The sequence below is a fragment of the Paraburkholderia sp. SECH2 genome (assembly GCF_030464795.1).
In the GTDB taxonomy this organism is placed as follows: Bacteria; Pseudomonadota; Gammaproteobacteria; order Burkholderiales; family Burkholderiaceae; genus Paraburkholderia; species Paraburkholderia aspalathi.
Genome location: NZ_JALPRH010000007.1, coordinates 88503 through 111926, shown reverse-complemented (window position 1 = coordinate 111926; position 23424 = coordinate 88503). Strand labels below are relative to the sequence as shown.

The window sequence follows — 23424 nt, the reverse complement described above, 5'->3', positions numbered from 1 at the left end:
TGCATCACTGCGCAAACCGATCGACCCATTTTTGCTTCAGGAGGATTGAATGTCCACCACCACCGCACAACGCGCGACCTCGGCAACAGGCGCAGCGAATGCCGGCTACCGAACGCTCTGGCGCTGGCACTTTTACGCAGGTCTCTTTGTGATGCCGTTTCTGGTCGTGCTTGCGATCACCGGCACGCTGTATTGCTTCCAGCCGCAAATCGAACCGCTGCTTTACCCGCACCGCCTGATCGTCGAACCGCAAGCCACGCCAAGGCTCACTGAAGACGCGTTGCTCGCCAAAGCCCGCGCGGCGATGCCGACCGATGCGCGCGCGGTGACGGCTCCTATCGCGAGCGCACCGGATCGCAGCACCGAGTTCATTTTTCGCCTCGCCGACGGCGAAAAACAGAGTGTCTATCTGAACCCCTACACCGGCGAAGTATTGGGCACGCTAAGCGTCGAGCGCCGCTTCATGCAGGTGGACCGCATGCTTCACCGCAAGCTGCTGCTCGGCAAACCAGGCGAATTGCTGATGGAGTTGGCCGCGTGCTGGACGCTGGTGATGATCGGCACCGGCATCGCACTCTGGTGGCCGCGCGGGAAGACCACCGCACGTGCTGTGCTGGTGCCGCGTTTCTCGCTGCAAGGACGCGCGCTTTGGAAGAATCTTCACGCCGTGATGGGTATCTGGCTCGCGCTCGGTGCGCTCATTTTCGTGCTGAGCGGTCTGCCGTGGACAGGCTCATGGGGTAAGCAGTTCAAGGCGCTCGCAACCTCTGTCAATCTTGGCGCGCCGCCAGGTTCGTGGGGCGGTTTGCCGTTGCGTTCTGTCCTGCCGGGAGCGCGTGGTGAAACGCAAGCCGCGCACGGCGCTGATCAGGCGAACATGGACTCGATGCCGGGCATGGTGATGGACGATTTGCCGTTGCCGCTCACGCCATGGGCCGTCGGCAACACGCCGGTGCCGCAATCCGCCGACGCACACGCGGCGCAAGCGCTGCCGCTCGGACGCATCGTCGCCCTCGTCGCATCGCTCGGTGTCCAGAGCGGCTACGACATCGTGCTGCCGTCATCCGCTACGGGCGTCTACACCGTCTCGTACTTTCCCGCCGACCCGAAAGACGAGCGCACGCTGTACATCGACCAATACAGCGGCACGGTGCTGAAAGACATCCGCTACGGCGATTACGGCGCGGTGTCGAAAGCCGTGTCGTACGGCACGTCGTTGCATATGGGCCGCTATTTCGGCGTCGCCAATCAGATCCTCTGCGCTGCGATTTCGCTTGGGCTCGCGGGAATGGCCGTGACCGGCTGCGTGATGTGGTGGAAGCGACGCCCGCAGCGCTCGCTCGGCGCACCCTCGCGCGAACGTGCCGCACCGCCGATGCGTGGCTGGAAAACCAGTCTCGTTCTGCTCGGTATCGTCTTTCCGTTGATGGGCGCCACGTTGCTCGCAGTGTGGCTTGCCGATCGCACGATTTTTGGCCGCGCCACGCGGCAAGCTGCTTAACGCTTCATTTCCGCTGTTAAAAACGAGGAACACCTCATGAAGACAACACGCAAACTTCTCTTCGCCGCCTTGCTGTGCGGATCATCCATTCAGGCCTTCGCCGGTGCCGCTGCAGCCGTGAGCGTATCGGACTGCTGGATCCGCGCGTTGCCGGGCGATCTGCCATCGGGTGGCTATTTCAAGGCCAGCAACACGGGTGATCAGCCCGTCAATCTCACCGGCATCAGCACTGACGCTTTCGGCATGGCCATGCTGCATCAGACGCAAAGCCAGGGCAGCACGTCTTCCATGGCGATGGTCCATCAGGTGGCGGTGCCCGCGCACGGCTCGCTCGTCTTTGCTCCGGGCAACTATCACGTGATGCTGGAGCATCCGAAACAGCCGCTCAAGATCGGCACGACGATCCCGCTGGCGTTCTCATTCAGCGACGGCGAGAAAGTCACCGCCTCCTGTGCCGTGAAAAGCGCGAGTACGATGAGCCAGTAACATGCCGGATAATTAATGTGGCAGGCTTAGAATCGGTTTACACATGGCCGCGGCGCTGCGAATCAGGCGCACCGTCTCAGCCCCGCAGCAGCCCATGGCGAAGCGACGGTTGAAATGGTGCGGCGAGCGATCCACCGCCGCTTACTCAGGAGAAGCAAATTGAACTCGAAACTTAGCCGGCCGGCATTGATCGCCGCGGCCCTCGCGGGACTCGCCGCCACCGGCATCAGCGCAGCGCATGCGGACGAGAAGGTTCAGTGCTTTGGCATCGCCAAGGCCGGTCAGAACGACTGTGCGAGCAAGACCGGTGTGCACGGCTGCGCCGGTGAGGCCAAGGTCGACAACGACAAAGGCGACTTCAAGACCGTGCCGAAAGGAACCTGCCAGAAGATGGGCGGCAAGTTCGACGAGCAGCATTCCTGATGCGGATGCGGCGCTCCTGTGCCAGTCCGGGCCCATGATGCATCCTCTCGTCCCTTCTGCCTGCGCGCCGCCCGGCATCGGAATCGGGTTGCGCCATGCTCATTACCGCGACTTCCTCGACGCTACGCCTGCGGTCGACTGGGTCGAGGTGCACAGTGAAAACTATTTCGGCGACGGCGGCTTCGATCTGCACGTGCTCGACACCGTGCGACACGACCTGCCTGTCAGTTTGCACGGGGTCGGTCTCGGCCTTGGCTCGACGAAGCCACTCGACCTCGCTCACGTTGCGAAGCTCAAACGTCTGATCGAGCGGATCGAGCCGGCTGTCGTCTCCGAACATCTTTGCTGGGGCGCGACATCGGCTGGCCATCTGAACGATCTTTTGCCGATGCCTTTGACCGAGGCGGCGCTCTCGCTGCTCACTTCGCGTGTCAGCGAATTGCAGGACACGCTCGGCCGGCCGGTTCTACTGGAAAACGTCTCCACGTACGTTCGATTCCGCGACGATCAGTACGGTGAGACTGCATTTCTTGCCGAACTTGCGTCACGCACGGGTTGCGGCGTATTGCTCGACGTGAACAACCTATACGTGAACCAATGCAATCATGGAGAGGACGCCGTCGCGGCCATGAACGCGCTGGCGATCGGCACGATTGGCGAGATTCATCTTGCGGGTCATCGCGTGACGGACATCGCCGTCGTCGACGATCACGGCTCACGCGTCGTCAACGAAGTCTGGGCGCTCTATGAATACGCACTGCAGCGGTTCGGCACGATACCGGCGCTGATCGAGTGGGATACCGATGTACCGGCGTTAAGCGTCTTGCTCGATGAAGCGGATCGCGCACGTGATATTCAGAACACCGTGCACGCCAGGCGATCGGCCCTCACCCCTTCGAATCAACACGATGCCGATAATGCGCACGCCGCTTGAGTCACTGCAGCGCATGTTCGCTGAATCGCTGGAGGGCGAACAGCGGCCTGTGCTTGCGCAACTGCAATGCACGGGGCGTGGAGTCCATCAGGCGCTAAGTCGCGCTGAGAGCGCTGCATGCGTCTCTGAACAAACACCAGGCAACGGCAACGAACTCGCGGACAATCTGCGCGAGCGCGTCGACCTCTATCGGAGCAGCATTCGCGCCCACCGGCGGACTGCACTCGCGAGCGCCTATCCCGTCTTGTTGGTGTTAGTCGGTGAAGCCTACTTCAATGCGCTGTCGGTGGCTTACGCAGAAGCCCATCCGTCACAGAGCGGCGACCTCAATCGCTTCGGCGCAGCGCTACCGGCTTTCGTCGAAACCTACGAACAGGCTCCCCGTTTCCGCTATTTCGCCGATCTCGCGCGTCTCGAATGGTCGCTGCATCTGGCCTACTTTGCCGCGGACGCCAACGTGCTTACGCCAGCGGAATGGGCCGCCATCCTCCCCAAAGATTTGCTCGAAGCGAAATTGGTCGTGCATCCCGCCTGCACGTTCATCGCTTCACCCTATGCGATCGCCGATATCTGGGCAGCGCATCAGCCAGGTGGCTCCTTTCCGGCAAATTTCGAGTCACCGACCCATGTACTGGTCGTGCGACCGCAGTGGCAGCCGCAGATACTCGTTCAATGCGCCGCCGCGCATTCGGCTCTCGATGCGTTGCAACGTGGAACGACGCTCAACGAAGCGCTCGACTCGGCATTCGCAATCGATGCCGAATTCAATTTCACGTCGCAATGGCGCGCGTGGATCGCGGCCTCGGCGATTACAGGCCTCCAGCCCTGTTAAGCAGATTGCAGACCGCCCCGCCGGCGCCGACGCAAACGCTTTACGACCTGCCGAATCCGTCCCTTCAGAAGAATTTCGACTGCACCGTTGCTCGCCCTGCTCGTTTACGTTAAATTATGCTCGATTATGATCGTTTCGCAATCGAGCAAGGTGAAGTCATGCAACGAACGAGGCAGGACGCAGTGGACGGGCTTCTGCCCGAGGAGCGGGAACAGCTGATTTTGGAACGGTTGCGTGCTCAAGGCCGCGTATTGGCATCCGAACTCGCTGCCGAACTCCAAACATCTGAACATACGGTCCGCCGTCATTTGCGCGAACTGGCCGACCACGGTCATTGCAAGCGCGTGTACGGCGGCGCCCTGCTGATCTCGCCTGCCGGCGTAGACGCCTCGGTCCGCATGCACGAAGCCGTGGATCGGAAGGCCTCTCTCGCGGTCGTCGCGGCGTCCATCGTCCGGCCCAAACAGATCATTTTGCTGGACACCGGGTCGACGAATGTCGCGATCGCCGCGGCGCTCCCGGACAACGCGGATCTAACCGTCGTGACTAACTCGCCCGAGGCTTGCGCGCGTCTCCTGAACCGGCCTGGCTTCGAGATCATTCTTATCGGCGGGCGCATCGCTCAGCATGCAGCCGGCGCGACCGGCGCCACCGCCTTGCTGCAGATCCAGCAGATCAAGGCCGACCTCTGCTTTCTGGGTGCGTGCGCGTTCGATACAGATGAAGGAGTCGCCGCGTTCGACGCTGAAGAGGCCGAACTCAAACGGGCGATGGTGCAGGCAAGCAGCCAGGTCGCTATCGCCGTGACGTCGGAAAAACTGATGACCGCTGCGCCGTTTTACGTTGCGCCGGCGCGCGCCGTAGACCATCTATTCGTCGAAGCGGATGTGACGGCCGCGCGGCGTACCCAACTCGCAGCGGTGTGCGACAACGTGATGGTGGCGCGCTCATGAAAACACTCGTTACTCCGATCAGCACACCGCTCATGAAACCGCTCAAGGAGCGGGTGGCCACCCTCGGCGTGTTTCTCGCCAACGGATTCGGGATCGGCGCCTGGGCAGTCGAAGTGCCGCGTATCAAGGAGAGTCTGTCGCTCAGCGATACGTCGTTGGGGATCGCGCTATTCGCCTTTGCGCTGGGGGCCATCATCGCGATGCCGTTGGCCGGACAGTTGGCGCCGCGCTTCGGCAGCGGCCGGGCCACCGCGCTGCTCGGCGCTGCGTTTGTTATCGCGCTCCCGCTCCCCGCCTTTGCGCCGAACCTGGCGACGCTGGGCATCGTGCTCCTCCTGCTCGGTGCGGCGAACGGCGCGCTCGACGTCTCGATGAACGGCCACGCCAGCACGATCGAAACGCAATGGAAGTCGCCCATCATGTCGTCGTTTCACGCGGCGTGGAGTGCGGGCGGCCTGCTCGGCGCGGCGACGGGCGCCATGCTGCAGAAAAACGGCGTCGGCGTGATCGGCGGTCTCATGCTGCCGGCCGTATTCATCGCCGTCCTCATGGCCGCTGCCGCGGTGTTGGCGTTGCGTGATCTCGGTCCGCGCGCGGCCGCGTCCTCCAGCGGCTTCGCGTTGCCCAACGCCAAAGTGATGAAGCTTGCGTTGCTCGCGTTCCTTTGCATGATGGTGGAAGGCGCGGTGGCCGACTGGAGCGCGGTGTATTTGCGCGCTACCTTGACCGAAGCGGCCAGCGTCGCGGCGGTCGGCTATTCCGCGTTTGCGTTCTCGATGGCGGCTTGCCGCATCGTCGGCGATGTGTCCGTGCGGCGCTTCGGTTCGAGCAAGGTGATCGGCTTCGGCGGCCTGCTGGCGGCAGCCGGACTCGCGCTGGTGTTGAGCCTGCCCACCGTGCTTACGGCTTGCGTGGGCTTTGCCATGGTCGGCGTCGGCCTCGCGAATATCGTCCCGGTGATTTTCAGCGCCGCGGGCCGCTCGACCGTGACGCCGGCTGTCGGTGTTTCGATGGCGGCCACGGCGGGTTATGCCGGCTTCCTGGTGGGGCCGCCGTTGATCGGACTCGGTGCGGGTTTGCTCGGCTTGCGCGTGGCGTTATGCGTGCTCGTCGTGGCTACTATGGTTGTTTGTTTGACGGGTGGGAAGGCGGTGCGTGGTGGGAGTGTTGGTTAGAAGACGCCGGGGTTGCGAACGCAGCGGCCAGCTCAACGCACCCAGCAGCGAACGCGGTTGCGCGCCGTCGTCCAGACCGGTGGCTGGCCATTCGTGCTTCGAAGGCACCCAGAGCGTGCCGAACAGGTGGTCCCACAGCGGCAACAGTTGCGTGAAGTTGTGGTCGTAATGCTCGGTGCGGTTCGAATGATGCAGGCGGTGATATTGCGGATTGTTGACCCACGTCGTGAAGCGACCCAGGTCGATGCGCAGGTTCATATGCGCGAAGTAATTGCCGAACATGAAAATGACCGCCGTGACGCCAACGATCCACGGCTCGACCTTGAACAGCACGCCGACCACCGGATAGAGCAGGCAGCCCTTGAGGAGTACCTCGAACCAGTGATGCCTGAACGTCACCGTGACATTGAACTCGGCGGCACTATGGTGCAGGGAGTGCAGCTTCCACAGCACGGGCCATGCATGCTGCAAGCGGTGAAACGCATATTCCAGCATGTCGAACGTCAATAGCACGACTACGATGGAAGCCAACGCGCCCCACCCCCGCGAGGCCAGCACGACCCAGCCGCCGCCGAGCGCATTGACGAGCGCGACGCTGACCATCGCCATGAGCGGCCGCATGGCTTCGGCGAACGCCATATACAGCGCCGCGTAGGCGACGTTGAAGCGCATCCCGGCGCTCGATTGCAATAGCTCGGCCGGCCAGCGGCGCTCCAGTGCCCCGCCCACGCCCATCATCAGCAGAGCGAGCGCGAAGGCGCCCAGCCAGTGGCTCGCGTGGTGCAGCAACTCAGAAAATGGGCCCGATGAAAACATGTGATTTCCCAGTCAATACGGTGCGCTCAATCTCTCAGCCGCTCAACCTGGCCACCACGCATGGTCGAGAACAGTTGGCGCACGACCTGCGGCGCGAACTGGCACGCATACACGATCATATTCTGCAAACTGAAGTTCGTCAGCAGGAAGCCGATGTCCGTGGTGAAGTAGCCGAGATACATCGGGTGCCAGACGAACCGGTACGCGCGTGACCAGCGACAGGCCCACTGTCACGCATGAGGCCACCACGAGCAGCAGCGGCCTGATGCGTGTGGGCGCCGCGGCAGTTCGACACGCGTTACCCGGCATGGTGTGGCCTCTCACTGGTGAGTCGTTGTCATGGCGCGCTCACTGCGAAATGCGGAGGATTTGCGATGCCAGCTGCGAAAAGCATGGCGCCAGGTCCGCGGGTGTCGCCGCGTGGCAATACACGCCGACCGGCTGCTTCGGGTTGTAGCAGCGCGGTAGCGAATCCGGTGTATTTGCCATGCATTTGAGAACGTCCTGGCCCAATTCGTTATCGGGGCCTGCGGGTTGCACCAGCGGCTGGCCCAAACCGAGCGTGAACACATAGATGTTGTTGTTGCGTGCGTCCGCCGCCATCGCTTCGAGCAGGTTTCGCGAAGCTCGATTGACATTCTGATAGGTGACGGCCGCCGTGACGACGCGTGGACTATTCGTGATGATCGGAAAGGTCGTGTCGGTCGGATTATGCGCGTTGTAGTAGGCGGGAAGTGACGGGATGAAACTGCTCGAATCGCCTTCCAGATCCGAGTCGTAACACGGCGAACTAAACGCTGTCTGCAACTGATCGTAGCGCCAAAGCCCGCTCATCTTGCCTTTACTGTCGGGCGACGCAATCGTGCCAACGAGGTTATTACACGCCTTGGCCTTCTTCGCAAACGTAAACGCTGAAGCAAAGCTATTCGGCGCACCATCGGAAAAGAATACGATCACGCGCAGACTCGATGGATTAGTCAGCTGGTTCAGCTGATTGCGCGCATTCCAGAACGCTTCCGAGGAATTGGTGCTGCCGGAGAAGCTATATTTCTGGATTTGCGACGTCATCGTCGCGCGCTCAAAACCACGCGCGCTATCCGGCTTGAACGGCGTGTCGATGATCGTGCCGTAAGCGAAATGCATCAGGGCGACACGGTCGTTCGTGATGTCAAAGCTGTTCAGGAACGAGATGGCGTTCGCTCGCACCACGGGTGGTTCGGTCGGGTCCGTTCCCATCGACCCAGTCGTATCGATCACAAACGCCATATCGAGCGTCTTGCGGATCGCCTGCGAAGATGCGCTGACGTTCAGCACCTTGAAGCCAAGCGTCTGCATGAAGGTGACCGGCACCTGAGCCTGCGCCGACATGCCGATCGTCACGGTCCCCTTGCTATCGAATACGACTGAGGGCGTGCCGGCCGTTGCCGTCGAGCCGAGAAAACCAGCCGGATAGTTGGCCGCAAAAAACGCATTGGCGGCCTGCGTCGCGTTCGTGGTCTGCTCTGACTTATTGTTGCCGCGCGTGACGGCCTGGCCCGCGGCGACCACCGCGCCGTCGGTGGCGGCATCGAGCCGCGCCCGAATCATGTAGCCGAGACCCGAATCGATTGCGAGGCCAACAATGCCCAGCAACGCGACCAGCGATACCGCGACAAGGATACTGATCGAGCCTTTCTGATGTTTGCGTGGCGCTGTTTTCATTCCATCCCCCGACCTGCTTTTATTTTGAATCAGAACACCGTCATCGCATACAGATTCGGCGACAGCGCTGGTGTCGTGACACCGCCACCCAGATTCAACGATCCGATTAGCGGTGTTTGCAGATAAAACGCTTCGACGGCGTATGCAATCTGCCCGCTCGATAGACTGCCTTGCAACAGATTCACGACCGGCGACTTGCTGCCTGGCGCGGGCAAGCCGCCGCAACTACCCGTGCCGTCGGTGGCCCAGCTCGTGCTCGTACCGCTACTGCTGCCACAGGTCCACAGTTTGCTTGCCGGAAAGTAGTTGCCGCCGGTCCAGCGATACTGCGAGACCACCACCCCGGTGCAGTTGTTGCCGTTGGCGTCGCAGTTGTTGTTGCCCATGATTTCGGTGATGTAGACCATGCCGTTCGCGTTCATATCGAGTGGCGGTGTCGTCGCAGTGAGTGACGACATGATGGTCTGCATCGGATACGTCAGCGACGCGCGCGACGACAGGTTTGCCCCTTCGCGACTCACGCTGATCAGAATCATCTGCGCCTGAATGTTGCGCGCGACGTCGACGACCGGCAGCGCAAGCGCAACGAGTATCGGCAGCAATAGCGCCAGTTCCACGCTGACGACACCAGTGGCCTTGCGGCGGCTCTTCCCCCATGGTTTTGTCTTCATGTTAGAAACCCTCGTTGCGCATCGTCGTCGCGACGCTAAAGCTATATTTGCCTCCAGCGAAGAACGGGCTGACCAGCGGCGTCAGCAACGGCCAGATGCAATTGATCTGCAGCACCACGATGTCGCCAGGACTGCCGAACATGCTGGATCCGTAGCTCGCCTGGGTGTTATAGCTTTGCGTCACACCGTTGATCGTGATCGTATAGCTGGGCGACACCATGTTGTACAAACCCATCGAACTATCCTTGATCTCCTGGACGATCGCGAGATAACGCTGCTGATTGGTCGCACTCGGGTCAAGGTTGTTTTGACCGGTCACTGAATAGCGTGCGCCCTCGCGCACTGCATATTGCATCGTCAGGTTGACCCACAGCGCGACTCCCAGATCCATCGCAATGCACAGCAGCAGAAACAGCAGCGGTGCAAGCAGCGCAAACTCAACAGTGACGACACCACGCTGTTTGAGCGTGCGCTTCGGCGCTTGCTTCAATTGCGGGCGAGCAGTTTTCATTTCGTCTCCTCGTTGAGGGTCACCAGGCATCGTCATCGAGGCCGGCATGGTGCCCATGCCTCCCTAGATGCCACTCATCGTTGGCACCAACTGGCGTATCACCTGGATCGTTGCCGGACCAATCAATACCGTAATCAATGCCGGAAAGATAAAGAACATCAGCGGAAACAGTAACTTGAGCGCGATCTTGGCAGCCTTCTCTTCGGCGCGCATGCGGCGTTTGGTGCGCAGGTTGTCGGTATAGACGCGCAGCGAATCGCCGACGCTGGTGCCGAAGCGATCGGCCTGAATCAGCATTGCAGCGAGCGTGTCGATATCTTCGACGCCGGTGCGCAGCGACAGGTTGCGCAGCGCCTTATCGCGTCCCGAACCAGCACGCAGTTCGAGCAACACCAACTCGAACTCTTCTTTCAGCGCGTGGCTTCTTACACCGATTTCCCGTGTGACGCGCATCATGGCCGCGTCGAGGCCAAGGCCGGCCTCCACACAGACGGTCATCAGATCAAGCGCATCGGGCAAATCCTCGAACAGCTTGCGCTGCCGTTGTTCGATCATGCGTGAAAGGACCAGGTTCGGCAGATAGAAGCCGAGCGCCGACGCAGCGAGCACTGCAAGCAGCAGCAACATGCGCCGCTCAGGGGTGAAGAGGCTTCCGCAAAAAATCAGGGTTATCGCCGGCAATACCAGCGCCAACAGGGTCTTCGCGGCGAAATAAAGCGCCGGGGCGGACGGATTGCGGATGCCTGCATTGGCAAACCGCAGCCGGAGCGTCGACTTGTCCCAATCTTCTTTCGGCAAAGAGAGTTTTGCGACGTGGTGGGACATTTTCGTGACGGTTTCGACCCACGTATTCTGTTCGCCCGAGTCGGACTCGTCGAGGGACGCCGGCGCACCGACATGATCGATACGCCGTTGCAATGGATCGGGCCGCAACAGCATCATCGCCTTCAGCATGGCGCCGAATACGATGAGAAACATCAGGCCCAGCATGACGATTTGTTCGGTTCTCATGGTCTGCGGGCTGCCCCGCCCTCCTCGATTCGTTGTTCCCTGATGCGCCGGCTTGAAATCGTTCCGATCCTGCGACTACACGCGGATACGTATCACTTTGCGCATCCACAAGATGCCGAATAGCATCATCGTGAGCGCAGACACGGCAAGACGGATGCCGGTCGGATCGGTCCAGAACACCTTGATATATGCCGGGTTGAGCAGGGACAGCACCCCCACGACGACGAAAGGCAGCAAGCCGAGAATCCACGCCGACAGCCGCCCCTCCGCCGACAGCACCCGCACCTTGCCGAGCAGCTTCAGGCGCTCACGAATAATGTTGCTGATGCAACCGAGAATCTCCGCGAGGTTGCCGCCCGCCTCGCGCTGAATCAGCACGGCGATTACAAAATAGCGGAGATCGTCCACCGGCACCCGGTTCACCATGTTCAGCAGCGCATCATTCATCGACACGCCGTAATTGATCTCGTCGAATGCCAGTGCAAACTCTCCGCCAAGCGGATTGGGAAGTTCTTCGCCGACCATCCCGAGCGCAGCGGGAAACGAGTGACCGGCGCGCAGCGCACGGCCAATCAGATCGGCGGCGTCCGGCAGTTGTCGTTCGAGCTGCAATACACGCTTGCCGCGCTTGCGGCGCAGAATCATCAGCGGCAGCAGCGCACTCGCGCCGGCGAGCCCGAACATCGCGGTCCATGGTGCATGCAGCACGAATCCGATGAACAGCCCCGTGAGCCCGGACAGGAGCGTATAGCTCACAAAACGCGCTACCGACCACGTGAGCCCCGACTGTTGCAACTGGCGGTCAAGCGTATGCACGCGCGGCAAAACCAGCAGAAGCCGCGTGAGCGTCGGCGATTCGCTCAGCATGCGCTGCTTCAGAATCGACAGTTGCTCCGCGCTCACATTGCCGCCCGCGGACAGCGCGCGGATGCGCTCGTCCATGCGCTTGACGACGGGGCCGTGATGGCTGCTCCAGAACAGGTAGATGCTCTCGATCAGCAGCACGATCGCCAGAAACGCCAGAACCGCGAAACCGATAAACGATGTGTTCATGCTCGACTCCTTGGACGACGCGGACCTTGCGGTTCGCGTCGTGTGCTTACACGTCCAGATGCCGCGCGGGATCGAACATCTGATCGGGCAGCGTGATACCGAAGCCGGCCAGCCGGTCGCAGAACTTCGGACGCACGCCCGTCGCGCAGAAGTAACCTTTGATCATGCCGTTTTCGTCGACACCAGTACGCTTGAACGTAAAGATCTCCTGCATGTTGATGATGTCGCCCTCCATGCCGGTGATTTCCTGAATGCTCATCAACTTGCGGCGGCCGTCCGTGAGCCGCGACGCCTGCACGACCACCGTGATCGCCGAGGCGATCTGCTGGCGGATCGCCTTGATCGGCATCGTCAGACCGGCCATGCCAACCATGTTTTCCAGCCGCGTCAAACCATCGCGCGGCGTATTCGCATGCAGCGTCGCCATCGAACCTTCGTGGCCGGTGTTCATCGCGTGCAGCATGTCGAGCGCTTCGGCGCCCCGCACTTCGCCCAGTACGATGCGATCGGGCCGCATCCGCAGCGCATTGCGCACCAGCGAACGCTGCGAGATTTCGCCCTTGCCTTCGATATTCGGCGGACGCGTTTCGAGGCGCAGCACATGTTGCTGGCGCAGTTGCAGTTCCGCCGCGTCTTCGATCGTGACAATCCGCTCGTCATCGGGAATGAAACCGGACAGCAGATTCAGCAAGGTCGTTTTGCCGCTGCCAGTGCCGCCCGAAATCAGCACGTTGAGCTTCGACTTGATCAGCGCTTCGAGCAGTTGCGCCATCGCCGGCGTGAAGCTCTGGTTGTTCACCATATCGGTCACGGTCAGCGGATTCACCGCGAAGCGGCGAATCGACACCAGCGGACCATCGATCGCCGACGGCGGAATGATCGCGTTGACGCGTGAGCCGTCCGGCAGGCGTGCATCGACCATCGGCGTCGATTCGTCGATGCGGCGGCCTACCCGTGAGACGATCCGCTCGATGATTTTCATCAAATGAGCATCGTCGTAGAAGGTCACGTCGGTGTGTTCGAGGCGGCCGCGGCGTTCTACGTACACGTGCTGTGACGTGTTGACCAGAATGTCGGAAATGGTCGGATCGCTGAGCAGCGGCTCGAGCGGCCCGAGTCCGACCATCTCGTCATGTACGTCCTGAGCGAGCCGGCGGCGCTCCAGCTCGTTCATCGGAATCTTGTCTTCCTCGACAATACGTTCGACGAGTTGCGCCAGTTCGCGCTTGACCTGCTCAGGTGAAAGGCGCTGCAACTTGTCCAGTTCGACGCGCTCGATGATCGTTTGATGAATATTCATCTTGAGCTGCTGATACGCGCGCCGCGCCGCAAGACTCTCGGCGGCGACGCCTGCCGCTGCGGCGCCTGCCGTATCTGCAGGCAAGAATCCGTTCTGGATCGACATCTGTTCGCGCAATGACATGATGGTCTCCGCTGCCGTTAGCCGGTCAGTGTTCAGTCTTCAACTGTTGAAGGGGATTTGGCCGGGTCGCGAAGAGGCGGCTCAGCACGCCTTTGCGTGACGCCGCGACGACCGGCCACAACATTTCTGCGAGCAGGACGATCCCGTGGGCGAGTGCACTGCCCTTGGCCGCCGTGACGACCGGTATGCCGTGGTTGAGCGCGTCGTTCGCGTGTTTTTCGTCGCGCGGCAACTGATGCGCGACTTTGGCGCCAAGTGTTTCCTCGAGTGTCGCCAGGCTGATGCGTGCGTTCTTGTCGTACTGGTTCACGATCAGCCGCACCTTACTCGCCGAATAACCGAGTTCCTTGAAGATATCGAGCATGCGGCGCCCGGAATGCAGATAGAGAATGTTCTGCCGTATCACCATGCAAATCGAGTCGCTGTGATCGAGCACATGAATCGCGAGCGGGTTGATACTCTGCCCGACATCGACGATGACCGCGTCGTACTGTTCACGCACCAGCGCGAACATCCGTTCCAGATGTGCAGGGCGCAGCTCGGCTGCTTTGACCGGATCGCCGGCGCCGGCCAGCACGTCCAGATTCGCGTGAACGTGCATCACGCAGGCGTCGAAGAAAGCGGCGTCGAGCCGGTCGATCTGCGAGCACAGATCGGCGAGGGTCGCCGGCGGCGCCTTGTCGGCCACCAGCAGGCTCGCGTCGGCAAACTGCTGGTTCAGGTCGATCAGCAACACGCGCTTGTCGCGCTGCGCGGCGAGGGTGTACGCGAGGTTCACGGCGATCAGCGTGGTACCGCTGCCGCCCTTGCACGAACTCACGGATACCACACGCCCTTCGCGGCGCAATCCTGCGTTTTTCTTGTTGGCGACATGCGTGAGCGCGGCGACGATTTCGCGTTCATCCAGCGGCCACGACAACACGTGCCGCACGCCTGCTCGCATCGCGGCCATCAGGAGGTTGGTCGACGGCGCGGGCGTGATCAGCATGCAATGCAGATGCGGCGTCTGCACGAGCGCCTCCTCGATGCCGCTCAGTTCGCGCTCCGTCAGATCGACGTCGTCGACGATCAACAGATCCGCGGTCTTGATCGCCGCGGCATGCGCGCGTAATTGGCGCGCCTCGCCGTGTACGGTGCGCAGCCGATAGGCCACGCCGCTTGCTTCCAACCGTGCGCCGATGTGCGTCGAGCGTTCCGCGCTGGACGAAATCAGGAGGATGTCGATCATTTCAAGTCTCCGCTGACCCTGCAAGGTGCTGTTGCCAGCACCTGTTTCAGTAACTACTGCCCGAGCCGACACCGATCGTGAACATATTGGTTGGCGGCGTCGGCGCGGTGAACGATTTGGCGTAGCCCTTCTGTGCCGCCGCAGCAGCCGGACCGTCGATGCCCGACACCGGGTCGGTGTTGGCCGAGGCTTCTGGATTGAGTGTTTGCATTGCCTTGATCTGATTGATCGAATCGCCGAAGGTCGCGTCCCAGTGGGGCGTCGACGTGAGGCACCCGGCGAGCGTTACAGTCACGCCAGCGCACAGCGCGAGGCGGATCAGTGTGGGAATGGTTTTCATGTCAATCTCCGAATAACCGTTAGATGCGCGCTTCTATCACCGCGCCGCGTGTGAGTCGGCGTCCGCCGGGAGCGTCGCGCTGACTACCACCGCGGTGGGGACCGGTTCGCTATGCGGCGCGTCATTGGGTTTTGTGGACGTGAGCGGCTGCGAGTCGGGTGTGCCGTGGTCGTCGGCCGGCGTCGGTACCCGGGCGGGCCCGGAGACCGGTACCGGATTGCGATCAGGGGCAGGCGCCGGTTGCGGCGGCAGCGTCGGCGCAGCCAGCATGGGCGACGTCGTCGTAGCGGCCGATGAAGCGCCTGCCGCCGTCGCCGCACGCTTCTTGCCTTCCATGTTGCCGGTCAGATAGACGTTGGCTTCGCCCGCATCACCGAACCCGTCAGTTGGCAGCGGATAGTTTCGCGGCAGCGGTTTAGCAAGACGCGGCGTGACCACGAACACCAGTTCCGTCTTGTCCTGTTCGTAACTCGTGCTGCGGAACAGCGCGCCTAGCACCGGAAGTTCGCCCGCTCCTGGCAGCCCCTTGAGCGTACCGGTCACGCTGCTTTTGAGCAGACCGCCAATCGCGAAACTCTGACCGTCGTAGACCTGCAGCGTGGTCGAGGCGCGGCGGGTTGTGATCAGTGGCAGGATCGTTGTGTTGTTGGAGTTGCCAGCGGTGACCGCAACGCCGGTCGACGACAGTTCCGATACTTCCGGTGCGACCTTCAGGTTGATGCGGCCGCCTTCGAGCACGGTCGGCGTAAAGGTCAGGCCGACGCCGTATTGCTCTTCCTGCAGCACGATCGTCGTACCGTTCGCGCCGTTGCTTTGCGGCACCGGAATGTAGACCTTGCCGCCCGCGAGGAAACTCGCTTCCTGGCCGCTGATCGCCATCAGGTTCGGCTCGGCGAGAATCTTCACGAGTTGATCGGTTTTCTGCGCGTCAAACGCCAGCTTCAGCGGCGAGTTGTTGGCCTTCGACGCTGTGATGGCGCTAAGCCCACCCGAGAGGAAATCCGCCAGCAAGCCAAAACTCCAACTGCCGAAGCCGCCATTGATATTGGCTGCCATGCCAAGTTGGTCGATGAGCGTCTTCGACACTTCGGCAACCTTCACCTCGAGCATCACCTGCTGAGGCGCGGCGATATGCATCATATTGATGATGCGTTCCGAATTGCCGCCTCCTAACGACGGCGGCGGCTGGATAGCCAGGCGCGCCCCGCCGATCGGCAGCGGCCCCGCAGCCGGCGCGGCGCTCGGCACGGCCGCGGTAGGACGCGCCACAAACGCATGCGCGAGTTCGACGATGCGCTCAGCTTTCACCGAGTCCGACACCACGCCCGTCAGCACCAGCGTGTCGGCAGCGGCCTTCACCTGCACACCGGTTTCTTCAGGCATCAGCACCGCGAGTGTCTGTTGCAGGCCGGCCGGGTCTGCGCCGACATTCACGTCGATGATCGTGCACGAGCCGCTCTTGCCCTGCACGATCATGTTGGTTGTACCAACGTCAGATCCGAGCAGATAGAGGGTTGTCGGCGACACCAGCATCGCCTGCACGATCGATGGGTTACCAACCGTGCGCGTACGCACGGGCTCACGCAGATCGACCATGGTCGACTTGCCAACCGGAATCTGTACCGACGTATGGTCAGCGACGGGCCCTGTGCAGCTCGGGCCTCTGCCGGCTTGCGACGAGCCGTTGGTAGGCGCGCCGCTGCCGCTCATGCCGATGGTCAGATGCACCGGTCCGCTGGCCGCGACGGTGAGGGGTGTGTCCGGCAGCGCCGGCACGTTCTGCCCGGCGGCCTGCGCGGCGGGCAGCGCCCACAGGCAGGAGCCGATCAATCCGCATGCGCTCGCCTGGGCGATCCGCAGCCGGGTCCTGGTTTGCGTGACGTGCGGAGCACTCGCCGCTTTCGCGCGATGATTCGGTCTGGCGTTCATGTCCTACCCCCGTAATGGCGCCGTTTGTCACGGCTTGCAGGCTGAGCCTGTCAGAAGCATTCTTGTCTTGAATCTGCACCGTCCAGCACCCGCACACAGTTGCCCGGTGCCCGCGCCGCCACTTTCCGTACGATGCGTGCCACCGGTGCCGGTTCAGGCGCCACCGGCACGGCTACCGGAATCTTCAGTAGCGACGCCTTGGTGGCGCCAATCGTGTCGGTAGCCTGTGGATCCACCTGATTGCGCAGCACGAGAGAAAGCGTGCCGATGCTGCGCGCCAGGTCGATCTTCTCGGCCTGCTCGGGCGACACTTCGAGCGTCACCGCATCGACGACTTTCGGTTTGGTCTCATCGCGCCCGACTTCCTGTGCGACTGCCAGCACAAGAATCTTTTCGAGCACGATCTTCGAAATGTTCTGATCGCGCTGCGTGTTCGGGTCTTTGCTGTCTTTCTGTGTATTGACGATGATGTCGACGTAGTTGCCGGGCAACGCGAAGCCGGCGACGCCGATCACATCGTTCACACGCACCGTGATCGCGCGCTTGCCTTCGTTGATGACCGCCGACAAACCGCCGAGCGTACCGACCGGCGAGAGCTTCGCCTCGAGGATCGGCTCGCCGTGCAAGAGGCTTTCCTTCAGCACGCGGCCTTCGAGCTTTTGCATGTCGGTGAACGAACCCGGCGGCACACTGTTCGACGGCCAGTCCGCCACCTTGAGGAAATCAGGCGAGATGCGTTGACCCAGATTGATGTCAGACGCGGCCACGACGACTTTCGTGGTCGCGCTCGAGGTCTGTGACGTCATCCAGCGCGCCGCAAAAACCACCGCGGTCAGGCCGGCAATCGTGGCGATCAGCAGCATGATTAAAGCGCGGGCATTTTTCATTTCGTTCTCCTGCATCCTGTCGTCGGTCGACGACGCTATGAGAATGGAGCTACAGCATCCGATGACGGTGTATCAGTTGAATTCGAGTGGGTGCAGTGGCGTCGAAGCGATGACATTGTGTCCAACCGCTGCCGCGCTATCGAGACGCGAGGTGGCATGCAGCGGTTCGCGCTGCATCTGTTCGCTGAGCCTGCGTTGCGCTTCCTGGATGATCACCAGCATCAGCAGGTCGATCGATTGACCGCCGGTCGTTGCGCAGCGGTCCAACCCGTGTGCGGCCGGAAGCCCGGCCGGCTTGATCGTTGTTCTCATCACATCCCCCGAATCTGGTTGGCCTTCCTGCGAAGGCGCTTTCCAGGTGAATCGTGTTTGCGCACCAGCGCAACAACGACGTCCTGGTTATCCTCTTAACGTGTGCCTCTCTACGGAGACTCAGGCCATCTGCGCCTCATGTCTTCACGCCGGCTGGTCAGAACCGTGCGCCACACCTTCCCTTGCCTGCTTCGTCACACGCTCGCGAATAACACGAACGTGCTGCCTATCGCTATCGCTACACCGTACGGTATGGTTCCGATCGAACCGTGTGCAAGGCCGCTGCGTCGCTGCACCATGCCGTCACCGGGCACAGCAGTCTCGACCAGTAGCGAAGCGGCCCCAATCAATCCCGTCAACATCTGGCGCCGCCTGAGCAACACCACCAGCGACCATGCACCGCCAATCGCAAAGGTCGCCAGTCCAATTTCGAATGCGCCGTATGCGCCGCAGAACGAACCGACAGCGGCCATCAGCTTTACGTCGCCCGCACCCATCAACCGCATCAGATAACCCGGCAGAAGCAACAGGCCACCCGTCAGACAACCACCCAACCACATTTGCATCCCTTCAACTGCCCCGTGGAGTACCACCTGCACCGGCAGCGCGACGACGAGCGCCGTGGCAACGAGCCAGTTCGGAATCCTCCGCGTGCGCACGTCCGACAACGCCGCGATCACGACGAACGCCAACACACAAGGTCCAATGGGAAATGGCACACCGTTCATCGCAGGCTCCGTTGTCAGGATCGACGCCGTTTCGGGACCGAGCCAGCCGTCGCTTTACCTCAACATGCTTGATGAGATAAAGCAGACGACCGGACTCACGGCCCGCTTCTGCTCGCAGCGATCAGTTGACGGCGATGCCGTTGAGCTTGCCCGCGATCTTGTTGAAGAGATTGGAAATGTCCGTGCCCAACAAGGTCGCTGCCGTGATAATCCCGACCGCAATCAGCCCGGCCAGCAGGCCATATTCGATCGCTGCAACACCGTCTTCTTCGCGCAGAAATTGTTGGATCGTGTTCTTCATGCTAACCCCCGTAAGAGTGAAAGTTGACTTCGGTTTGTGCCGCGCCAGTTGCCTGAAAACAGGTCCACCGGTGCGGCGTTGAGGTCCGTCCACAGAGACGGAAAAAGTGGCGAGGTCAGCGCTTCACGTCGTCCCGGTCACGAATCGTCGATACCCCGTATCGATCGTTCGCGCCGTGCTTTATCGACATCCGTTTTTCGTTGGCCCCGCCGCACCCCGTAAAGCGCGTTGAACTCCCCGACGCGTTCTACGAAGACTGTTGTTGCTGCCGGGATTTTTTTCTGCTGCTTCTGCTCGTTTGCTGCTTCCCGGCTGCAACGTGTTTCGCTTTGTGACTCCCTTATTGCACGCGCTGTGCCATGTGCCCTCAAAACCTTGCTGGGCAGTGATGAGCGATTCGGTGCAACCCGCAGAAGGGAGTTCGCATCACGCGATGATTCGTGTTTGATACGCCGTGAGCGGCCGTGGCGGCGGGTTGCCGCGATGCGCCACGCGTGAATTCTGGAGGGTGGGGAAACCCGCAGCCACGATGACTGGCAATGGTTTGACGAATGCCCAGGTCAAAAATGCCGGGTCTCAACACACAAAAGTAGCTTTTACAGGTCGTGGACCGGTATGTCGCAAGGTTGAGACAGCAAGCTGTCGTTCTGGCGGACAGGTTGCGAGATTGACGCGCCTGCGCCTGCATCGCTATGTGTGCTGGCCCGCACTACGGGGATTGACGGTGGATTTATGAATCGCTTGGACGTGGGACAGGCCGGTTGTCGCACGAATTTTTTTGCGTGGCGTAAGCGATGCACTCGCTTCGCCTCGCACTAAACGCAGCGCCTTGCTGGTGGCGCGTCACGCGGCGAAAAGGTGCGTTTCAAACGATGGGGTTTTGCGGACGGTGGATAAAAAACTTCGCACCTGGCGCGTCGCATAGCCTCCTGGATGCTCGCGAAGCACGCGGTGTCCGGCTTAGTTCAGCGCTGAGTAAGATGCGGCAAGAAATGGCCGGTTTTGATTCATGTGGACCGTAGAGAGATCCGTGTTGACGCGCAGCGTACTCACGCTGCTTGCGACTCAATATGCCACGAGGATGGTGACGCGGCGGTTCGCGGCGCGCGCTGCGGCATCGTCGCCGATGATCAGGGGGAAGTTGTCCGCCCTGCCAATGGCGGCCATTCTGTGAGCTTCGATGCCCTTGTCGGCAAAGAATCGAACCACGGCGCCGGCTCGTGCCGACGACAGCTCCCAATTGGACTCGTACTTCGCTGTCGATATCGGCACATTGTCCGTGTGCCCCTCGACGAGGATGTTGTTCTTTGAACGGTCGCGCAGCACCCCTGCGATCTGATCCAGGACGCCGAACGACTCCGGCAACAAGCGCGCGTCGCCCGAGTTGAAGAGAATTTTCGCGTTGATGGCGATTTCCACGCCCTGTGAGGCATTCGAAATCGTGATCTGCCGGTTGTCCTGAAGCGGCGCCAGCAAGGCAAGAAGCTGCCGTCTCGCGGCTTCCGGTGCGCCCGGCACCGCTGCCACCGGCGCGTGGGCGCTGCCGGCAGCCGTCGCCGTTTTCACCTCGCGGCGCTCGAGCATCCTGACTTCGAGCTCCCGGTTCTTCGCCAGTTGCAGCGCGTAAAGCGCGAGGAACAGCACCATCAACGTGGTGATGAGGTCCGCGTAGGAGATCAACCAGCGCCCGGATTGCGCCTCGCCATCGCCGTCGTCATCGTCGTGCCGATAGCCGGCTTTGTCCGCCGCAAGGCGCTTGTTACCCGAGGAGATTGTCATGCTCGAAACGTGTGCTTCCGAATTGCGTTTGAATGGGCGCCTCGCGCGCTAGCGCCAACCGATCGAGGCCGGCTATCCCGAGTTATCCCAGGGCGACCCCTGGTTACCCCAGCAACTCCGCCGATCGCTCCCGGACATCACCCGCGAGCCGGGTTTCGATCGTATGGGGCGACTCCTTGCGCGAAATCGCGAGCAAACCATCGAGATACAAACGTCTGAAGCGCAATTCGCTATCCACCTGCGCCCTGATCTTTCCGTACAAGGGCAGAAAAACCAGATTCGCCAACGCGAGACCGTACAGCGTCGCCACAAAGGCGACCGCAATACCTTGCCCGAGTTGCGCCGGCTCGAGCATATGGCCCGTGACCTGAATCAGGCCGAGCACCGCCCCCAGAATGCCGAACGTCGGCGCATAGCCGCCGGCCTGTTGCCATATCCGCGCGGCCGCCATGTGATTGCGCTCATAGGCATCCAGTTCGCGTTGCAGAGCGTCTTCAAGCACGGCTGTCGACACCCCATTGGCCAGAAGCTCCAAGCCACGTTTGGCAAACGGATTGATATCGCCCGCCTCGATCGACTCGAACACGAGCATGCCGTTCAGCTTCGCCTGATCGCCCCACTCGAGCAGGACCGACAAGCTTTGCCGGTCGACCTGCCGCGCTTTCACAAACGCGAGCCGCAGTTGCTTCACGCCGTCATAAAACCTCGCCCAGGTGTTCTGGATCATCACCGCGCCGAAGGTACCGCCCAATACGATGACAAACGCCTCCAGTTGAAACAGCGAGGTGAAGTGGCCACCCTCGAGCGAAAATCCGGCCACGATGGCGGTCACGCCGAACAGGGCGCCAAATAGCGTCAAAAGATCCATACGTCCTCTCGAACGGCTGCTCCAGTGATCGGATCGGACCTTAAAGCGTCCGTGGTCCAACCATCAGTCAGGCCTCAGGCATCCACATTGGAAAGCGGCGCTGCAGCGGCAGCCGGCGATTTGATCGCGCGCACGGTCTCGATGAAGCGCTCCTCGATCTCGGCGATCTCGAGCGGATCGATCTTGATCTCACGGCGCATGACCCACGACACCTCCTTCTTGCGCGCCTCGGTCATCACCGAGAACAGGCGATCACAAATCGGCTCGCCGGTCACGGCAGAAAGCAGTTTCGCGAGGTCATAGGTGTCGAAAGCGCTGATGGCTTCGAACAGGGTTCGCTGGTCGACAAACTCCAGATCGGCGAGCGACTTCAGCTCGCTTGCGCCACGGGGAGTACGCCGGGAAAAATACGTGATGCCCTTTTCCTCGACGTAGTTCAGTACCTTGGTCTTGCGAAACGCGAAGATGTCTTCGGCGATTTCCGCATGGGCGAGCTTGTTGAGAATCAGGTTCTTCTCGACACCGATCAGGGCTTCCAGGTCGGCCAGTTCGATCAGTTCCAGTTCGCTGTTGATCGACACGTCGAGATCGTGGTCCGCCACCTGCTGGGCCCGTTCCGTGATCCGCACGGGATCGAAAGTCACGAGCTGCCGCCCGCCTGCGCCGTCCTGCGCCGAATAGCGCGCCGACAGGGTGCTCACGCGATCGGAGCGGCCTGGCTCGAGCGTAACGAGGTTGAGTTTTTCCATGCGCTTGAGCATCGCCATCACGTGCGGACGGGAATGACCGGCAATCGCATGACACTTCTTGATGACTTCGGGCAGCGGCACCGAGCACTCTTCCCCCTGGCCGCGGCGCGCGCGTCCATCCACCCGGTCTGCGCTCTCGATACCCGCCATCAGCGACAGAACATGCGCGTAGGAGAGAACCCCTGGCAGAAAATCAGCGTGCGTGTTGGTAGCGAGGACATCGTCCTTCTTTCTCACACGTCGAATCATGGTGCGCACGATATGGCGCAGCAGCGGCGATACGCGTTCGAGCTCCTCTTCCACGACGCTTGCCGCAATCACGGTCAATTGACAGAAGCTGATGGCTTTCGCGGTGTGTGCGCGTGGTTCGGCTGGCAACAACGAGGCTTCGCCAAAAAACTCACCCTTGCCGAGCGTGGCGAGAATGACTTTCTTTTCGTCGCATTGGGTGGAGATTTCGACTTTGCCGTCTGCGATTACGTAGATGACGGCGTCGCCCGCGAAGCCTTCGGAATAGATGACTTCGCCCGGAGCCGCTGCGCGCGACCATGGCGATCGTTGTTGATTCAAAATTCAATCCCCCGTAGAGCTATTGCCTCGCTCATCCCGGGTCTTCATGAGGCCGCGGGTATGTGCGATGGTCCTGACTTATTTGACTGGATAACGACATGCAAAACGCAAATCTTTAACCTTCTCAATCGTCAGACATAATCGTGCAAATAGCGCAAACGTTTGGCAGGCTGTGAGACTCCGTAAGGGATTGGCCCACGTGGCCGGGTTTCGGCGGCGGCGCGATGCACACGGCCCGGCATG

General features: G+C 61.3%; 24 protein-coding genes and 1 pseudogene. 7 read left to right on the top strand and 18 right to left on the bottom strand.

What is annotated here, in order from left to right; translation table 11 throughout:
- Nucleotides 1–49 precede the first annotated feature (49 nt).
- The 7 genes from M0D66_RS14835 (at nucleotide 50) to M0D66_RS14805 (ending at nucleotide 6304) form a co-directional block, all read left to right on the top strand.
- Nucleotides 50–1501 carry a PepSY domain-containing protein gene (locus tag M0D66_RS14835; RefSeq protein WP_211706516.1) on the top strand — a complete coding sequence of 484 codons (1452 nt, stop codon included), beginning with the start codon at nucleotides 50–52 and terminating at the stop codon, nucleotides 1499–1501.
- Between the two features lie 36 nt (nucleotides 1502–1537).
- Entirely contained in the window at nucleotides 1538–1987 is a 450-nt protein-coding gene (locus tag M0D66_RS14830) for a copper chaperone PCu(A)C (protein ID WP_211706517.1), read from the top strand.
- A gap of 159 nt (nucleotides 1988–2146) precedes the next feature.
- Complete coding sequence (locus tag M0D66_RS14825) at nucleotides 2147–2410, top strand: DUF2282 domain-containing protein (protein WP_234487631.1); 264 nt, start codon at nucleotides 2147–2149, stop codon at nucleotides 2408–2410.
- A 34-nt stretch (nucleotides 2411–2444) separates the two neighbouring features.
- Nucleotides 2445–3344: a DUF692 domain-containing protein gene (locus tag M0D66_RS14820; RefSeq protein WP_244869761.1), complete on the top strand. Its 900-nt coding sequence runs from the start codon at nucleotides 2445–2447 to the stop codon at nucleotides 3342–3344.
- Nucleotides 3328–4176, top strand: coding sequence for a DNA-binding domain-containing protein (locus M0D66_RS14815; protein WP_211706518.1), 849 nt, complete (start codon nucleotides 3328–3330; stop codon nucleotides 4174–4176). Before M0D66_RS14820 ends, M0D66_RS14815 begins: the two co-directional genes overlap by 17 nt.
- Before the next feature lie 158 nt (nucleotides 4177–4334).
- Nucleotides 4335–5129 (top strand): DeoR/GlpR family DNA-binding transcription regulator, encoded by a 795-nt coding sequence (locus M0D66_RS14810; RefSeq protein WP_211706519.1) that lies wholly within the window; start codon nucleotides 4335–4337, stop codon nucleotides 5127–5129.
- A complete protein-coding gene (locus M0D66_RS14805; RefSeq protein ID WP_211706520.1) occupies nucleotides 5126–6304 on the top strand; it encodes an MFS transporter in 1179 nt (392 codons plus the stop codon). The genes M0D66_RS14810 and M0D66_RS14805 overlap by 4 nt, the downstream gene beginning before the upstream one ends.
- Here the strand turns inward: M0D66_RS14805 and M0D66_RS14800 are convergent.
- From M0D66_RS14800 to M0D66_RS14715, 18 genes and pseudogenes are all read right to left on the bottom strand, one after another.
- The gene (locus M0D66_RS14800) at nucleotides 6227–7120 is read right to left on the bottom strand and encodes a sterol desaturase family protein (protein WP_211706521.1); all 894 of its coding nucleotides are present in this window, start codon (nucleotides 7118–7120) and stop codon (nucleotides 6227–6229) included. The genes M0D66_RS14805 and M0D66_RS14800 overlap by 78 nt on opposite strands.
- A gap of 77 nt (nucleotides 7121–7197) precedes the next feature.
- Nucleotides 7198–7326, bottom strand: a pseudogene (locus M0D66_RS14795) (isoprenylcysteine carboxyl methyltransferase); the annotation flags it as partial.
- Between the two features lie 142 nt (nucleotides 7327–7468).
- Nucleotides 7469–8821, bottom strand: coding sequence for a VWA domain-containing protein (locus tag M0D66_RS14790; RefSeq protein WP_211706522.1), 1353 nt, complete (start codon nucleotides 8819–8821; stop codon nucleotides 7469–7471).
- Nucleotides 8822–8850: 29 nt separating this feature from the next.
- Nucleotides 8851–9492, bottom strand: coding sequence for a TadE family protein (locus tag M0D66_RS14785; protein ID WP_211706523.1), 642 nt, complete (start codon nucleotides 9490–9492; stop codon nucleotides 8851–8853).
- Between the two features lies 1 nt (nucleotide 9493).
- Nucleotides 9494–10003, bottom strand: a complete 510-nt coding sequence (locus M0D66_RS14780; protein ID WP_211706524.1) for a TadE/TadG family type IV pilus assembly protein — start codon at nucleotides 10001–10003, stop codon at nucleotides 9494–9496.
- Nucleotides 10004–10066: 63 nt separating this feature from the next.
- Complete coding sequence (locus tag M0D66_RS14775) at nucleotides 10067–11014, bottom strand: type II secretion system F family protein (protein ID WP_211706525.1); 948 nt, start codon at nucleotides 11012–11014, stop codon at nucleotides 10067–10069.
- A 75-nt stretch (nucleotides 11015–11089) separates the two neighbouring features.
- Nucleotides 11090–12067 (bottom strand): type II secretion system F family protein, encoded by a 978-nt coding sequence (locus M0D66_RS14770; RefSeq protein ID WP_211706526.1) that lies wholly within the window; start codon nucleotides 12065–12067, stop codon nucleotides 11090–11092.
- Nucleotides 12068–12113: 46 nt separating this feature from the next.
- A complete protein-coding gene (locus M0D66_RS14765; protein ID WP_211706527.1) occupies nucleotides 12114–13490 on the bottom strand; it encodes a CpaF family protein in 1377 nt (458 codons plus the stop codon).
- 25 nt (nucleotides 13491–13515) lie between these two features.
- Entirely contained in the window at nucleotides 13516–14718 is a 1203-nt protein-coding gene (locus tag M0D66_RS14760) for an AAA family ATPase (RefSeq protein WP_211706528.1), read from the bottom strand.
- Between the two features lie 46 nt (nucleotides 14719–14764).
- On the bottom strand, nucleotides 14765–15058 hold the full coding sequence (locus M0D66_RS14755; protein WP_211706529.1) for a hypothetical protein: 294 nt from the start codon (nucleotides 15056–15058) through the stop codon (nucleotides 14765–14767).
- Between the two features lie 36 nt (nucleotides 15059–15094).
- Entirely contained in the window at nucleotides 15095–16987 is a 1893-nt protein-coding gene (locus tag M0D66_RS14750; RefSeq protein WP_211706530.1) for a type II and III secretion system protein family protein, read from the bottom strand.
- 50 nt (nucleotides 16988–17037) lie between these two features.
- Complete coding sequence (gene cpaB / locus M0D66_RS14745; RefSeq protein ID WP_211706531.1) at nucleotides 17038–17874, bottom strand: Flp pilus assembly protein CpaB; 837 nt, start codon at nucleotides 17872–17874, stop codon at nucleotides 17038–17040.
- A 72-nt stretch (nucleotides 17875–17946) separates the two neighbouring features.
- A complete protein-coding gene (locus tag M0D66_RS14740; protein ID WP_211706532.1) occupies nucleotides 17947–18186 on the bottom strand; it encodes a hypothetical protein in 240 nt (79 codons plus the stop codon).
- A gap of 194 nt (nucleotides 18187–18380) precedes the next feature.
- On the bottom strand, nucleotides 18381–18914 hold the full coding sequence (locus tag M0D66_RS14735) for a prepilin peptidase (protein ID WP_211706533.1): 534 nt from the start codon (nucleotides 18912–18914) through the stop codon (nucleotides 18381–18383).
- A gap of 121 nt (nucleotides 18915–19035) precedes the next feature.
- On the bottom strand, nucleotides 19036–19215 hold the full coding sequence (locus M0D66_RS14730; protein ID WP_211706534.1) for a Flp family type IVb pilin: 180 nt from the start codon (nucleotides 19213–19215) through the stop codon (nucleotides 19036–19038).
- A 1065-nt stretch (nucleotides 19216–20280) separates the two neighbouring features.
- Nucleotides 20281–20994: an OmpA family protein gene (locus M0D66_RS14725; protein ID WP_211700503.1), complete on the bottom strand. Its 714-nt coding sequence runs from the start codon at nucleotides 20992–20994 to the stop codon at nucleotides 20281–20283.
- A gap of 103 nt (nucleotides 20995–21097) precedes the next feature.
- Nucleotides 21098–21862 carry a flagellar motor protein gene (locus M0D66_RS14720; RefSeq protein ID WP_175048632.1) on the bottom strand — a complete coding sequence of 255 codons (765 nt, stop codon included), beginning with the start codon at nucleotides 21860–21862 and terminating at the stop codon, nucleotides 21098–21100.
- Nucleotides 21863–21936: 74 nt separating this feature from the next.
- Nucleotides 21937–23181: a Crp/Fnr family transcriptional regulator gene (locus tag M0D66_RS14715; RefSeq protein ID WP_211706535.1), complete on the bottom strand. Its 1245-nt coding sequence runs from the start codon at nucleotides 23179–23181 to the stop codon at nucleotides 21937–21939.
- Between the last annotated feature and the right edge of the window lie 243 nt (nucleotides 23182–23424).